The organism is Burkholderia theae, from assembly GCF_048565265.1.
Lineage (GTDB): Bacteria > Pseudomonadota > Gammaproteobacteria > Burkholderiales > Burkholderiaceae > Burkholderia > Burkholderia theae.
In genome coordinates this window covers 864,253-879,148 of sequence record NZ_CP183462.1, presented here as the reverse complement: position 1 = coordinate 879,148, position 14,896 = coordinate 864,253, and the positions used below count along the sequence as shown (strand labels likewise).

At 68.4% G+C, this 14,896-nt stretch carries 13 protein-coding genes; 9 read left to right on the top strand and 4 right to left on the bottom strand.

What is annotated here, in order from left to right; genetic code table 11:
• Positions 1 to 70: 70 nt before the first annotated feature.
• From ACN22W_RS21420 to ACN22W_RS21385, 8 genes are all read left to right on the top strand, one after another.
• Entirely contained in the window at positions 71 to 1,555 is a 1,485-nt protein-coding gene (locus ACN22W_RS21420) for a PLP-dependent aminotransferase family protein (protein WP_419689316.1), read from the top strand.
• A 94-nt stretch (positions 1,556 to 1,649) separates the two neighbouring features.
• Positions 1,650 to 2,087, top strand: coding sequence for a carboxymuconolactone decarboxylase family protein (locus tag ACN22W_RS21415; RefSeq protein WP_193100648.1), 438 nt, complete (start codon positions 1,650 to 1,652; stop codon positions 2,085 to 2,087).
• 10 nt (positions 2,088 to 2,097) lie between these two features.
• A complete protein-coding gene (locus ACN22W_RS21410) occupies positions 2,098 to 2,517 on the top strand; it encodes a cupin domain-containing protein (protein WP_419689315.1) in 420 nt (139 codons plus the stop codon).
• 245 nt (positions 2,518 to 2,762) lie between these two features.
• Positions 2,763 to 3,440, top strand: coding sequence for a TetR/AcrR family transcriptional regulator (locus ACN22W_RS21405; RefSeq protein WP_419689314.1), 678 nt, complete (start codon positions 2,763 to 2,765; stop codon positions 3,438 to 3,440).
• Positions 3,437 to 4,402 (top strand): HlyD family secretion protein, encoded by a 966-nt coding sequence (locus tag ACN22W_RS21400; RefSeq protein WP_419689313.1) that lies wholly within the window; start codon positions 3,437 to 3,439, stop codon positions 4,400 to 4,402. Before ACN22W_RS21405 ends, ACN22W_RS21400 begins: the two co-directional genes overlap by 4 nt.
• Positions 4,399 to 5,358: an ABC transporter ATP-binding protein gene (locus ACN22W_RS21395; protein WP_419689312.1), complete on the top strand. Its 960-nt coding sequence runs from the start codon at positions 4,399 to 4,401 to the stop codon at positions 5,356 to 5,358. Before ACN22W_RS21400 ends, ACN22W_RS21395 begins: the two co-directional genes overlap by 4 nt.
• The gene (locus ACN22W_RS21390; protein WP_419689311.1) at positions 5,355 to 6,509 is read left to right on the top strand and encodes an ABC transporter permease; all 1,155 of its coding nucleotides are present in this window, start codon (positions 5,355 to 5,357) and stop codon (positions 6,507 to 6,509) included. The genes ACN22W_RS21395 and ACN22W_RS21390 overlap by 4 nt, the downstream gene beginning before the upstream one ends.
• A 10-nt stretch (positions 6,510 to 6,519) precedes the next feature.
• Positions 6,520 to 8,010: an efflux transporter outer membrane subunit gene (locus ACN22W_RS21385; protein ID WP_419689310.1), complete on the top strand. Its 1,491-nt coding sequence runs from the start codon at positions 6,520 to 6,522 to the stop codon at positions 8,008 to 8,010.
• A 219-nt stretch (positions 8,011 to 8,229) separates the two neighbouring features.
• Here the strand turns inward: ACN22W_RS21385 and ACN22W_RS21380 are convergent, their stop codons facing one another.
• Together ACN22W_RS21380 and ACN22W_RS21375 are read right to left on the bottom strand one after the other, a co-directional pair.
• The gene (locus tag ACN22W_RS21380) at positions 8,230 to 9,450 is read right to left on the bottom strand and encodes a porin (RefSeq protein WP_419689309.1); all 1,221 of its coding nucleotides are present in this window, start codon (positions 9,448 to 9,450) and stop codon (positions 8,230 to 8,232) included.
• Positions 9,451 to 9,927: 477 nt separating this feature from the next.
• On the bottom strand, positions 9,928 to 10,992 hold the full coding sequence (locus ACN22W_RS21375) for a phytoene/squalene synthase family protein (protein ID WP_419689308.1): 1,065 nt from the start codon (positions 10,990 to 10,992) through the stop codon (positions 9,928 to 9,930).
• Positions 10,993 to 11,362: 370 nt separating this feature from the next.
• On the opposite strand from ACN22W_RS21375, the gene ACN22W_RS21370 reads away from it, so the two are divergent.
• Positions 11,363 to 12,508, top strand: coding sequence for a glycerophosphodiester phosphodiesterase (locus ACN22W_RS21370; protein WP_412024659.1), 1,146 nt, complete (start codon positions 11,363 to 11,365; stop codon positions 12,506 to 12,508).
• A 74-nt stretch (positions 12,509 to 12,582) separates the two neighbouring features.
• On the opposite strand, the gene ACN22W_RS21365 is transcribed toward ACN22W_RS21370, so the two are convergent.
• Both ACN22W_RS21365 and ACN22W_RS21360 read right to left on the bottom strand, forming a co-directional pair.
• On the bottom strand, positions 12,583 to 14,208 hold the full coding sequence (locus tag ACN22W_RS21365) for a rhodanese-related sulfurtransferase (protein WP_419689307.1): 1,626 nt from the start codon (positions 14,206 to 14,208) through the stop codon (positions 12,583 to 12,585).
• A 104-nt stretch (positions 14,209 to 14,312) separates the two neighbouring features.
• The gene (locus ACN22W_RS21360; RefSeq protein ID WP_129517267.1) at positions 14,313 to 14,879 is read right to left on the bottom strand and encodes a cysteine dioxygenase; all 567 of its coding nucleotides are present in this window, start codon (positions 14,877 to 14,879) and stop codon (positions 14,313 to 14,315) included.
• Positions 14,880 to 14,896: the final 17 nt, after the last annotated feature.

The window sequence follows — 14,896 nt, the reverse complement described above, 5'->3', positions numbered from 1 at the left end:
GTGACGGGAGTATGCCGACTTCCGGTATGCTGATCGAAGCAAAATCACCCCAATCGAGGTAACCACTGCGATGGACATCGCGATCCGCATCGAAGGCCGTCACGACCTGTCCGGGCAAATCTTCCGGCAACTGCGCACCGCGATCGTCGACGGGCGTCTCGAAGGCGGCGCGCGGCTGCCGTCGACGCGCGATCTCGCGAAACAGCTCGGCGTATCGCGCAAGACGACGCTCGATGCGTTCGAGCGCCTCGTCGCCGAGGGTTACCTGAATACGCGTGCCGGCGACGGCACGTTCGTCGCCGACGGCCTCGCGCGCGTGCCGCATGCCGCCGCGATGTCGGCGCCGTCGCTCGTCGAGGACACCCCGCGCATCGACGCGGTCGACGCGCGCGCGCTATGGAACGAGCTGCCCGACGCGCTTGCGATGCCCGCGCCGCAGGATTCGCCCGGCTTCGATTTCCGCGGCGGCGTGACCGACAAGACGCTGTTTCCGTTCGACGCGTGGCGGCGCTGCCTGCACCACGCGCTACGCCAGCAGGCGCGCGGCCCCGGCCAGTACCACGACCCGGCCGGCGACCCGCAACTGCGCGGCGCGATCGCGCGCTACGTCGCGTTCAGCCGCGCGGTGGCGTGCAGCTGGGACGACGTGCTCGTCACGCATGGCGCGCAACAGGCGCTCGATCTGCTCGCGCGCGTCGTCGTGCGGCCCGGCGACGTCGTCGCGGTCGAGGATCCCGGCTATCCTCCCGCGCGCGCCGCGTTCGCCTCGCTTGGCGCGACGGTGATCGGCGTGCCGGTCGACGCGCACGGCCTCGTCACGGAGCGGCTGCCCGACGATGCGCGCCTCGTCTACGTGACGCCGTCGCACCAGTTCCCGCTCGGGATGCCGATGACGCTGGAGCGGCGCATCGCGCTGCTTGAATGGGCGCAGCGCCGCCGCGCGCTGATCATCGAGGACGACTACGACGGCGAATTCCGCTTCGAAGGCCGGCCGGTGGAATCGCTGAAGAGCCTCGACCGCGCGGGCCTCGTCGCGTACGTCGGCACGTTCTCGAAGACGATCTTTCCCGACCTGCGGATCGGTTATGCGATTCCGCCACGCGCGCTGCGCGGCGCGCTGGCCAAGGCAAAACAGATCGTCGACTGGCACACCTGCGCGCTGACGCAGGCGGCGCTCGCGCGCTTCATGCTCGAAGGCGATTTCGCCCGGCACCTGAAGCGCGTGCAGAAGCACTACGACGCGCGCCGCAAGATGCTGATCGCGCATCTGCGCGGCGCGCTCGCGCCGTGGTTCGACCCGATCGTGCCGACCGCCGGCATCCACCTCGCCGCGCACCTGAAGCCGGGAATCGACGAAGCGGCGCTGGTTCGCGCGGCGCGCGCGCAGAACATCGGCCTGTACGGAATTTCGGGGTTCCATGTCGGCGTGCCGGTCCGCGCGGGGCTGCTGTTCGGCTATGGCGGGATCGACGCGCTGCGCATCGACACGGCGCTCGCGAAGCTGGCCGGATTGCTGGGTTCGGGCCGCGCCGGCAACCCGGCACTGGTTACCTGAATTTACCGAAAATTGGCTATTCAAGCAGACCAATCTGCGTCTTAAAGTGGGTCCTGTCGCGCCACCCGGCGCACCAACCGAACAAGGACCTGCCATGCAACAGCGCCTGAACTTCTATACCGCCAGCCCGAATGCGATGAAGGTGATGCGCAACGCCGAGGAATTCCTCGCGAAGAGCTCGATCGAGAAGCCGCTCGCCGAACTCGTCCGCCTGCGGGCGTCGCAGATCAACGGCTGCGCGTTCTGCGTCGACATGCACACGACCGACGCGCGCAAGGGCGGCGAAACCGACCGCCGTCTCGCGACCGTCGTCACGTGGCGCGAAACGCCGTTCTTCACCGAGCGCGAACGTGCCGCGCTGGAGTGGACCGAAGCACTGACGCTGGTCGCCAGCAATCACGTGCCCGACGCCGTCTGGGAAGCCGTGAAGCCGCATTTCAGCGACGAGGAGCTGTTCGACCTGTCGATGCTGATCGCGACGATCAACTCGTGGAACCGCTTCGCGATCGCGTTCCGCAAGATGCCCGAGTAAGGAGACGACGATGATCCGCTCCACGCTCCATCGAGCCGCCCTGTGTGCGGGGCTCGTGCTGACCGCCACGCTGCCAGCCGCCGCCCATGCGCACGACGCCGGCGACAACGTGCACGCGATCATGCGGCAGGCCGTGCCCGAGGCGCCCGGCAAGTTCGCCGTCGTCGCGACCGTCGACTATGCGCCCGGCCAGGCTTCCGAAGCGCACAAGCACCTCGGCTCGGTGTTCGCGGTCGTGTCGAAAGGCGAAGTGCTGTCGCAGGTGAACGGCGGCCCGCTGCGCCGCTACCGCGCCGGCGAAGGCTGGTACGAAGCACCTGGCTCTCGCCACCAGGTATCGCGCAACGCCAGCGCGACCGAACCCGCGCAGCTCGTCGTGTTCGGGCTGACCGGCGAACACGAACCGCTGAAGTCGCCGATCGATCAGTAACCCCGCTCCGGGGCGCGTGCCATGCCCGGCCCGCGCCCCCGCTTCGCAGCCGGCTTCCCCGTCGGTTTCGCCGGTTCTCTCTGTTTCTCGTTAATCACTCCCTACACGCCACCCGCGGCACCCCGCCCGCCGCCACGTCCCGCCCCCGCTTGTCCGCGCCGCCATTCGACGCTCGCCTGATCCCGATCAAGGACGGCGAAAACCCTTCCTTGAAATTAACTAACTCATCAATTAGCGTCGATTTCATGAACGCGAAATCCACCGTCGCCAAGCCGCGCGGGCGCCGCCCGTCGGTAAGCGATTTCGACCTGCGCGACCACATGCTCGACGTCGCGACGCAGTTGTTCGCCGAGCGCGGCATCGCCGCGACGACGGTCGCGCAGATCGCTTCCGCCGCCGGCGTCACGTCGGCGATGGTCCACTACTACTTCACGAACCGCGAACAGCTGCTCGACGCGATCGTCGAGGAACGGATCGCGCAGGCCATCGCGTTCGTGTGGCGGCCGACCGAGCCGCAGATCGACAACGATCCGTTCGCGCTCGTCGCCGAACTCGTCGACCGCTTCTTCGACGTCACGCACCGCATGCCGTGGCTGCCGTCGATCTGGCTGCGCGAGATCATCCACGAAGGCGGGCTGCTGCGCGAGCGGATGGTCCGGCGCATTCCGCTCGAGCATGTCGGGCGTTTCGCCGAACGCATCCGTGGCGCGCAGCAGGCCGGCACGCTGAACCCCGCGCTCGAACCCGCGTTCCTGTTCCATTCGATCATCGCGCTCGTGATGCTGCCGCTCGCGACCGCGAAGCTGTGGCAAAGCGCGCGCGGCCTGCCGCCGATCGACCGCGACGTGCTGCACCGGCACGTCCGCGCGCTGCTCGGTTCCGGCCTGCAGCCGCCGGCCGCCGCACCGCGGAGTCGGTCATGAACGCCACCCGCGCGTTGCCGCTCGTACTGGCCGCCGCCGTCGCGCTGCTCGCCGGTTGCGGACGGTCGACGGACCACGCCACGACCTACCAGGGTTATGTCGAAGGCGAATTCGTGTACCTGTCGTCGTCGCAATCGGGCACGCTGACGCAGTTGTCGGTCGAGCGCGGCCAGGCCGTCGCCGCCGGGACGCCAGCGTTCTCGCTCGAAGCCGCCAGCGAAACGGACGCGCTGCTGCAGGCGCAACATCAGCTCGCGGCGGCACGCGCGCAGCTTGCCGACCTGCAGACCGGCAAGCGCCCGCCGGAAGTCGCGGTCACGCAGGCGCAGCTCGCCCAGGCCACCGCGCAGGCCGCGCGGGCCGCCGCGCAACTCACGCGCGACGAACGCCAGTACGCGGCCGGCGGCCTGTCGAAGCAGCAGCTCGACGATTCACGCACGTCCGCGCAGACCACCGCCGCGCAGGCGCGCGAGCTGCGCAACCAGGTCGACGTCGCGCGCCTGCCGGGCCGCGCGCAGCAGCTCGCCGCGCAGGCCGCACAGGTCGACGCCGCGCAGGCGGCGGTGGCCGCCGCGCAATGGAAGCTCGACCAGAAGCGCGTCGCCGCACCCGCCGCCGGGCGCGTGTACGACACGCTGTACCGCGTCGGCGAATGGGTACAGGCGGGCAATCCGGTCGTGCAGATGCTGCCGCCGCAAAACCTGAAGGTGCGCTTCTTCGTGCCGGAAGCCGCCATCGCATCGCTCGCGCCGGGGCGCACGGTCGCGATCCGCTGCGACGGCTGCACGGCCGACGTGCCCGCGCGCATCACCTATGTGTCGAGCGAGGCCGAATACACGCCGCCCGTGATCTACAGCAACGAGAGCCGGACCAAGCTCGTGTTCATGATCGAGGCGCGTCCGGCCGTTGCCGACGCGCCGAAGCTGCATCCGGGCCAGCCCGTCGCCGTGAGGATGCAATGAACGCGCCGGCCGCTCCGTACGCAATCGACGTCGATCGCCTGAACAAGCGTTTCGGCGACAAGCACGTCGTGAAGGACGTGTCGCTGCGCGTCGCGCGCGGCGAGATCTTCGGCTTTCTCGGGCCGAACGGCAGCGGCAAGACGACGTCGATCCGGATGATGTGCGGCCTGCTCACGCCCGACTCGGGTAGCGGCACCTGCCTCGGCTACGACATCGTGCGCGACAGCGCGCAGATCAAGCGGCGCGTCGGCTACATGACGCAGCGCTTCTCGTACTGGGAAGACCTGTCGATCCGCGAGAATCTCGATTTCGTCGCACGCGTATACGGGATGCCCGACCGCAAGGCGGCTGTTACGCGCGCGCTCGACGGGCTCGGCCTCGCGAGCCGCGCAGACCAGCTCACGGGCGCGCTGTCGGGCGGCTGGAAACAGCGTCTCGCGCTGGCCGCCTGCATGCTGCACGAGCCGGAACTGCTGCTGCTCGACGAGCCGACCGCCGGCGTCGACCCGGCCGCGCGCCGCGCCTTCTGGGAAGAACTGCACCGGCTGGCCGCACAAGGGATTTCGGTGCTCGTCAGCACGCACTACATGGACGAGGCCGAGCGCTGCCACAAGCTCGCGTATATCGCGTACGGCGAACTGCTCGCGCAGGGCACGTCGGCGGAGATCGTCGCGTCGCAGGGACTGTCGACCCGCTCGATCACCGGCGAGCGCCTGGCCGAACTGTCCGCGCGGCTGCACGCGATGCCGGGCGTCGACCAGACGGTCGTGTTCGGCTCGGCGCTGCACGTGAGCGGCCGCGACCGCGCGCTGCTCGACGCGACGCTCGCGCAGGTCGCGGCGCGGGCCGACGGGAATGGCGCGCTGCAGGTCGCGCCGATCGACACCGGGCTCGAGGATGTCTTCATCTACATGATGGGCCGCGCCTCCGGGCCGCCCGGCGGAGCGTCGTCATGAACGCGTGGGCGGGCCTGCGCGAATCGTTCTCGGTCGCGCGCTGGTGGAGCATCGTGCTGAAGGAATTCCTGCAGCTTCGCCGCGACCGCGTGACGTTCGCGATGATCGTCGGCGTGCCGATCATCCAGCTCGCGCTGTTCGGCTTCGCGATCAACACCGATCCGAAGCACCTGCCGACCGCGGTGATCGTCGCCGACTCGAGCCCGTTCGCGCGCAGTTTCATCGCCGCGATGCGCAATTCCGCGTACTTCGACATCGTCGAGACGCTGCCCGACGAGGCGGCCGGCCGGCATGCGCTCGCACGCGGCGACGTGCAGTTCGTGCTGAGCGTGCCGGCCGATTTCTCGCGGCGGCTGCTGCGCGGCGAGCATCCGTCGCTGCTCGTCGAAGCGGACGCGACCGACCCCGTCGCGACCGCGTCGGCGATCGGCGCGCTGCCGGGCCTCGTACAGCCCGTCGCGGACAAGGACCTGACGGGGCCGCTCGCTCACCTGAACGGCCGCCCGGCCGCGTTCGACATCGTGCTGCACCGGCTGTACAACCCCGAAGGGATCACGCAGTACAACGTCGTGCCGGGCCTGATGGGCGTGATCCTGACGATGACGATGGTGATGATGACGGGCCTCGCGATCACGCGCGAACGCGAACGCGGCACGATGGAGAACCTGCTCGCGACGCCCGTGCGGCCGCTCGAGGTGATGACGGGCAAGATCGTCCCGTATGTGTTCATCGGGCTGATCCAGGTGTCGATCATTCTCGCGGCCGCGCGGTTCGTGTTCGACGTGCCGTTCGTCGGCGGCGTGTTCGCGATCTACCTGTCCGCGCTGCTGTTCATCGCCGCGAACCTGACGGTCGGCATCACGCTGTCGTCGCTCGCGCAGAACCAGTTGCAGGCGATGCAGCTCGCGGTGTTCTATTTCCTGCCGAACATCCTGCTGTCGGGTTTCATGTTCCCGTTCGCCGGGATGCCGAAGTGGGCGCAGTTCGTCGGCAACCTGCTGCCGCTCACCTACTTCAACCGCCTCGTGCGCGGCATCCTGCTGAAGGGCAACGGCTGGGCCGACCTGTGGCCGTCGGTGTGGCCGGTCGCACTGTTCACCGTGGTCGTGATGGGCGTCGCGCTGCGCTTTTACCGGCGCACGCTCGATTAGGCGGCACGCGATGAAACCGGCTTCGTATCGCGCCCTCATCACTGCCCGCGGCTTGACGTTGGCCGCTGCGGTGCTGCTCGTCACCGGATGCGCGGTCGGGCCGGATTTCCGCACACCCGATGCGCCGGCCACGCAGCACTACACGCACGGCGAGCCGCCCGCGACGACGGCCGCCACCGCCGGCCCGGCCGGCGACGCGCAGACGTTCGCATCCGCCACGCACACGCCGCAACGCTGGTGGACGCAGTTCGGCTCCGCCCCGCTGAACCGGCTCGTCGACACCGCGTGGCAAAACAGCCCGACGCTCGCCGAAGCCCGCGCGCGGCTCGACGAAGCGCGGCAGAACCATGCGGCCGAAGCCGGCGCGACGATGCTGCCGCGCGTCGACGCGAACCTGTCCGCCACGCGCGAGCAAGTCGACACCACCGCGTTCGGGTTGCCGGCCAACGTGCCGAATCCGGGGCCGTTCACGCTGTATGACGCATCGGTGAGCGTGTCGTACGCGCTCGACGTGTTCGGCGGCAACCGGCACGCACTCGAAGCGCTGCGCGCGCAGGTCGACTATCAGGCGTTCACGCTCGACGCCGCGCGCCTGACGCTCGCGGGCAACGTCGTCGCCACGGCAATCCTGCGCGCGTCGCTCGCGCAGCAGGTCGCGCTCACGCGGCAGCTCGTCGACGCGCAGGCGCGGCAGTTGCGCATCGTCGAAGCGCGCTTCGCGGCGGGCGGCGTGTCGCAGGCCGACGTGCATGCGCAACGCGCGCTGCTCGCGCAGACGCGGGCGTCGCTGCCGCCGCTCGCGGTTCGCCTTGCGCAGGCCGATCACCGGCTCGCGATCCTGCTCGGCACGCCGCCGTCCGACGCCGTGCTGCCCGATCTCGCGCTCGATGCGCTCGCGCTGCCGCGCACGCTGCCCGTCGCGCTGCCGTCGACGCTGGCCCGAGAACGGCCGGACATCCGCGCGGCGGAAGCCATGCTGCACCAGGCGAGCGCGAACGTCGGCGTGGCCACCGCGAACCTGTATCCGCGTTTTTCGATTACGGCGGGGATCGGCTCGGAGCGCACGCGTGTCGCGGATATCGTGAGCGGGCTCAATGTCTGGAATGTCGGCCTCGGTCTGACGCAGCCGCTCTTTCACGGCGGCGAGCTGCGCGCGAAGAAACGCGCGGCCGAAGCGGCGTACGATGCCGCGTTCGCGAGTTACCGGGAAACCGTGCTGCAGGCGTTGCAGCAAGTGGCCGACGCGATGCGCGCGGTGGAACACGACGCGGCCGAACTGCAGGCGAGAGAGAGCGCCGCGCGGGAAGCCGCGGCAAGCAACGCGATCGCCGGCGACCGTTACGCGGCAGGCGGGATCAGCACGTTCGATCTGCTCGACGCGCAGCGGCAGGCGCTGCAGACGGCGCTCGACCGCACCCGCGCGCAGGCCGACCGGCTTGCCGATACGGCGGCGCTGTTCCAGGCGCTGGCGGGGAGCTGGACGGATGAGGCCGCGCAGTGACGGGCAGGACGGCGTTGGCACTGGCCGAACACTTCGCCATGCATCGAATGATGCTCGCATCTGTCAGGCTCGACTGCCGTCGCTCCCTGCTTCCATTCGATGCCCGCCAGTGAAGGAACCTGCACTGCGCGCAATACGTCCCGCCAATAAAAAAAACCGGCCCGAAGGCCGGTTTCTTCATACCGCATGCCGTAAGCGGCGCTCGCGCGCCGCGCGACATCAGAAGCGGTGGATCATGCCGACGCCGAGGCCGATCTGGTTCTGCTTCGAACCTGCGCCCACGCCGTCACCGATCGACGTGGTCGCCGAGATGATCGCGTTGCCCTTGCCGTTCAGCGTGTTGCCGCTCGCGTGCTGCCAAGCTTCAACTGCGTACAGGCCCGTGCGCTTCGACAGGCTGTAGTACTGCGACAGCGTGACCTGGTGGTACTTGGCCGCGCTCGAGATACCGTTCGACTGCGTTGCCGCCGTGTACGAGTAGCCTGCCGCGAAGTCCCACTGAGCCGCTGCCTTCCAGTGCAGCACGGCGCCTGCCGTGTTGAAGATTGCCGTGTTCTTGAAGAACGAACCCGTGCCCGGCGTGTACTGGACGTTCGAGTACGACGCCGAAATGTCCCATGCCGGCGTGAACTGGTAGCCCGCCGTCACAGCGACGCGTTGCTGCGATTGCGCGGTTGCATAACCGTTGTTGATCGACGAAACAGCCGGCTGGTTGCCGTCGCCCGTCGCCGTCAGGCCGTTCTGGACCGTCGAGTTCGCGCCCCACACGCCGCCGCCGAGCGTCGCGTTGTTGACCTTCTGGTAGCCGACCGCGATGCCTGCCGGGCCGTTCAGGTACTGGATCGCCGCGCTCCACGTCGAGCCACGGTTCGTCGCGCCTGCGACGCCGCCGAACGAGTACGAACCGCCGACCGTGAAGCCGTAGATCTTCGGCGACATGTAGACGAGCGAGTTGTTCGCGCGGTAGCTGGTATCCAGCGAATCGATATCGCCCGGGTGCGCGCCGTAATAGCCGGTCAGCCAGGTCGTCGGGCTGTACGGCGACAGCAGCGTGTAGTACGCGGTGTACTGGCGGCCGGCCGTCAGCGTACCGTACGTCGCGTTGGTCATACCGACCCATGCCTGACGCGTGAAGATGCCGTTGGTCCACTGCGACGAGCCGTTAGCCGTGTTGACGCCGGCTTCCAACTGGAAAATCGCCTTCGTGCCGCCGCCGAGATCTTCGCTGCCCTTCAGGCCGAAGCGGCTGCCTGCCCACACGCCGGTGGACATCTGCACCTTCGAGTGACCGCCCGTGGTCGCACCGACTGCCGACGAGTTGTTCTGCCAAGCGATACCGTTATCGACGATACCGTACAGGGTCACGCTGCTCTGGGCGTGGGCGGCGGTAGCGGCTGCAAGGCCAACTGCCGTCATGGCGAAAGCGACGCGCTTTTTCATTGATTCTCCGTCCTCAAAGAATGATTTCTTTTCTGGTGTGGTTTTATGACTGACACATGTGCGAGTACATGCCGGCGCAATTCTGACGGATTACCGATTGTTTCCCAACATGTGCAGTCGGTCATCGTATGATCGACGCAACGCGCGGGTTCACCAAGCGGTTACATAACACCTGAAAACGCTTACGCGACGGGCATTTCCGGCCTTTCCCGGTGAAAACCCTAGCTTTACATTTTTACTGGTGTAACACGACCGTCCGATGTCGTCAGACGCCTTCGGCATAAATTCATCTTACAAATGCGCGATCGGGACCTGACATCCGATTCACGCCGCCGCGCAGGATCGCTGACATTCATGACACCCACATTTCGGGAAACGAAATCATGAAAACGTTTTAGTCCGCACACGGGAGATCGAACGGGAGCGGCCCGGCGAACGCGGGCCGAAGGGGATGCCGGCGCACCGCGCCGGCGAGATTCAACGCGATGCGGGCTGGACGAGCCGCGCAGTCACCGCATCGGTGAGCGCGGTCATGCGTGCGCGAATCGCCGCGTTCGAGCCGACGAGCGCGAGCGACGACGCCATGATCCGGTAGATGCGCTTTCTCGGCACCTTGGCCGGCTGCGCCGGGTCGAGCCACGCATCGTGGCCGGCCAGCAGCTCGAGCGTTTCGAGGCCGATCATGATCGGCCACAGGCACGCGAGCCGCAGCCGCACGAAGCGGCGCGGGATCGCGAGCGTGTACAGGCAGGCGTCGCGATATTGGTCGAGCGCGACGCGCAGCAAGTCGACCAGCACGCCGCGCGCACGCGCCGACGCATCGGGCTGCATCAGGTCGGCGACGACGAGCCCGTGCGCGCCCAGCACGTCGTCGGGCAGGTAGCAACGGCCGATGCGCAGATCCTTCGCGCAATCGCGCAGGATGTTGGTCATCTGCAGCGCCTTGCCGAACCGGATGCCCTTCTCGCGCATGTCCGGCAGATCCCAGTTGCGTGCGGCGCGCGTGTGCGCGCCCGTCATGTCGGTCCAGAACTCGCCCACGCAGCCCGCGACGAGATACGTGTAGCGGTCGAGCAGGTCGCGCGTCGGCAGCGACGCGACCTGCCCCGACTGCTCGTCGGGAAACGTGCGCAGGTCGAACTCCATACCCGACGTGAGCGTCGCGACGACCTTGCGGATCGACGCGCGGTCCGCGTCGGGCTGCGCGCGCAGCAGCGCGAGCATCGGCTCCATCGAGCCGAGCAGCACATGTTCGTGCGAATCCGTCTGCATCCGCGTCACGTCCTCGAGCGAACGCGACAGCGCCGCGCCGTCGCCGAGCCGTTCGATCTCGTCACGCAGGTCGGTCAGCAACGCCGCCCGGCGGTCGGGTGCAACGAGCGCCGTGTCGGCGATCGTGTCGGCCGCGCGCGCGAGCAGGTACGCGAGGCCGACCGGGGCGCGCATGCCGTCGGGCAACACGCGCAGCGTCAGGTAGAAGGAGCGGGAAACGTTCTTCAGCAGCTCGCCGAGCAGATAGGCGGGATCGGTATGGGTCGTCATGGGTCGGAAAAAATCGGCCGGCGCGCGCCTCGGACGCACAGAGCGCCGGGCGCCCGCGCCGGCCCGCGAGTCGCCGCATCGTCACGCCAGGCGGGCGTCGGCCCCGGTGCGGCGATGCAAAATTCCCGCAAGTTTAGTGCATCCGGCGCGCGACCTCCCGGCGACGGCCGGATTGCGGTGCGCGCACGGCCGCCGTGCCCCCTTCTACTGCGTGCATCACGTCTCGAACAAAATAGAAAGACACAAGTAATACATATGTAATTATTCGATGCGACGATCGCGTCCCGTTCGATTCCGTCCGGTGCGACATGACAGCCGTACCGGCGGAACGACCGCCCTTTTCCGACTCCCGTTTCGAAGGTTCATCGACATGCTCCTCAAGCGCCCGAGCGCCCTGCGCTACGTCCCGTTCGCCTGTGCCGCCACGTTCCTGCTCGCCGCGTGCGGCGGCAACGACGATCTGACGTCCGATCCCACGCAGCCGATTTCCGCGAAGGTCCAGGTGGTCGGCCATCGCGGCGCGAGCGCGCTGCGCCCCGAACACACGCTCGCGTCATACCGCAAGGCGATCGAGGACGGTGCGGACGTCATCGAGCCCGACCTCGTGTCGACCCGCGACGGCGTGCTCGTCGCGCGCCACGAAAACGAGATCTCGGGCACGACGAACGTGTCGGTACTGCCGCAGTTCGCGAGCCGCAAGGCGACCAAGACGATCGACGGCGCGCAGTTGACGGGCTGGTTCACCGAGGATTTCACGCTGGCCGAGCTGAAGACGCTGCGCGCCCGCGAGCGCATTCCGCAGGTCCGCCCCGCGAACACCGCGTACAACGACCAGTTCGAGATTCCGACGTTCGACGAGATCGTTGCGCTCGCGAAGCAGATGTCCGCGCAGACCGGCCGCACGATCCACCTGTATCCGGAAACCAAGCATCCGACCTATTTCCAGTCGATCAACCTGCCGCTCGAGGACCGCCTCGTCGACGCGCTGCTGAAGGATGCGTACACGTCGCGTACCGCGACCGTCTATATCCAGTCGTTCGAGGTCGCGAACCTGAAGACGATCCGCAACCGGATCAAGTCGAGCCAGCCGAACTGGAAGCTCGTGCAGTTGATGGACGAAGCCGGCCAGCGCCCGTACGACTTCGTGAAGGCGAACGACAAGCGCACCTACGGCGACCTGTCGACGCGCGACGGCATGCGCGAGATCGCGACCTATGCGAACGGCGTCGGCCCGTACAAGACGTCGATCATCGCGGTTGCCGCGGACGGCACGCTGCAGCAGCCGACGCCGTACGTGCGCTACGCGCACGAGGCCGGCCTCGTCGTGCATCCGTACACGTTCCGCCCCGAGAACAACTTCCTTCCCGCATCGCTGAAGGACGGCGGTACGCCGAGCACGCGCAACACAGCCGGCTCCGTGCGCGAGATCCAGGCCTACCTGCGCGCGGGCATCGACGGCTTCTTCACCGACGATCCGGCCGTCGGCCGCACGGCCGTCGATACGTTCAAGCGCTGATCGCGCCGGACGCGCCGAACATGCGGTAACCGGGCGCGGCGCGCAACGTGCCGCGCCCGGTCGTGCCGCATCCGTCAGATCACGTTGAAGTGGTGCGTGCCGTCCCGCTTCAGCTGGTCGACCAGCCCGTATTCCCAGTCGAGATACGCCTGCATCGCGGCAGCCGCGTTGTCGGTGCCTTCGTACGGGCGCCGGTAGCGATCGACGCGCGGCGACGCGAGGCGCGTCTCGCCGCTTTCGAGCGGCAGCCCGGCGTCGATCCAGGCAGCCGTGCCGCCGGTCAGCACCGAGATGTCGGCCGAAGCCGGCAGCAACGCGCGTGCGTCGGCGGCCGCGAACCGCGCAAGCAGGCTCGATCCGCACGTGAACACGTAGCGCTTCGCGGGCGGGATCGCCGCGAGCGCGTCGCGCAACTGCGCACGCACGACGAACCAGGCGCCCGGGATATGGCGCTTCACGTAGTTCGCGCTGGCCGTCACGTCGACGATCGCCAGTTCGCCGGGCGCGGCTTCCTTCAGCCAGCCCGCGAGCGTCGCGGGCGACACGTCGGTCGCCGCCGGCGTGACCGGCACGTCGCGCGGCGGCTGGCCGCGCTCGCCGAACGCCGCCGCGCCGGCCGGCTCGACGACGCGCACGTCCCAGCCCATCTGCGCGAGCCACGACGCAGTCATGTCCGCGCGCACGCCGTCGTCGTCGGCGAGCACGATCCGCGCGCCGCGCACGGCCGCATGATGGTCGGTCTCCTGCACGAGCTGGCCGCCCGGCGTGCTCAGGAAGCCCGGCAGGTGGCCTGCCTCGTACTCTTCCGGCGTACGCACGTCGAAGCGGTACAGCGTGCGGCCCGGCTCGTCGAGCGCGGCGACGTCCGCGAGCGCGATGCGCGGCACGCCCGCACGTTCGGCCACGGCACGCGCGGCCTCGCGCGCAGCGGCGCGCTGCGTCGCGTCGATTTCATCCGGAAAGCGGCGCGCGGCGCCACGCTCGAGCGTCTGGCCGGCGAGCGTCCAGCCGATCGTACCGTTGCGCAATGCCGCGACCGGGTTCGGCAGCCCCGCGTTGACGAGCGACTGCGTGCCGATGATGCTGCGCGTGCGGCCCGCGCAATTGACGACCACCTGCGTCGCCGGGTTCGGCGCGAGCGCGCGCACGCGCAGCACGAGTTCCGCGCCCGGCACGCTCGTCGAGGTCGGGATGTTCATCGTCTGGTATTCGTCGAAACGGCGCGCGTCGACGATCACGACATCGGCCTTCGCGTCGATCAGCGCCTGCACTTCCTGCGCGGACAGCGACGGCGTATGCCGCTCCGCCTCGACCCATTCGCCGAACGACTTGCTCGGCACGTTCACGTCGATGAACAGCTCGCCGCCCGCGGCAACCCAGCCCGCGAGGCCGCCGTCGAGCAGCCGCACGTCGGTATACCCGAGCTGCGCGAGTTTCGCGGCCGCGCGCGGCGCAAGATCCTCGCCGCCCGCTTCGCCGAACACGACGATCGGCGTGTCGCGGCGCGGAATCCGCGTCCACGCGTCGAGTTCGAGTTTCGACAGCGGAAAGTTGGCGGCCCACAGCGGATGGCCCTGCGCGTACGGATCTTCCTCGCGTACGTCGATCAGCGCGATCTCGTCGCGGGCAAGCAGGCGCGCGCGCACGTCCTGATACGACGCGACGGGAAAGCGGGAGGTGGAATCGGCGGATTGCGTCACGATGTCTCTGTCTGATTCGGTTGAAGTCGGTGAAGAAAACAAAACGGATGAATCTTGAGCCTGCCGGCGCACGCCCGCAACGGGCCACGCCAGCGGGCCCGGCGTCAGGCGTTCGAATAGCCCGACACGAACGGCTTCACGGTGCCGTCGTCCAGGAACACCGCGCGCTCGACCTTGCCGATGTTCGCGCCATACACGTGGATGCTGATCGATACGCGATCGGCGAATGCGTTGGTCACGCGATGGACGTCGCCGATGCGCGGCGACACGGCCTCGACCTGCCCCGGTTCCAGCCGCACGGCTTCGCCGAACGGCACGGGCTTGCCCGCTTTGCCGAACCGGTACGGCTGCGAGAACTCGCCGCCGCGCAGCATCCCGATCAGCCCCCACACCGTGTGGTTGTGGATCGGCGTCGTCTGGCCGGGCCCCCACACGAAGCTGACGACCGAGAACCGCTCGTCCGGGTCGAGATGCAGCAGGTACTGCCGATAGCGCGCCGGATCGGGCTCGGCAAATGCGTCGGGTAACCAGTCGTCGTGTGCGACGAGCGCGGCGAGCAGCGCACCGCCCTCGTCGAGAATGCGCGCCTCGTTCGCGCCGGACGCGAGCAGTGCGCCCAGCGCGTCGACGAACGGACGCAGCGGCGTCTGATGCAACGAAAGCGTACTCATCGACTGGCTCCTCGAAT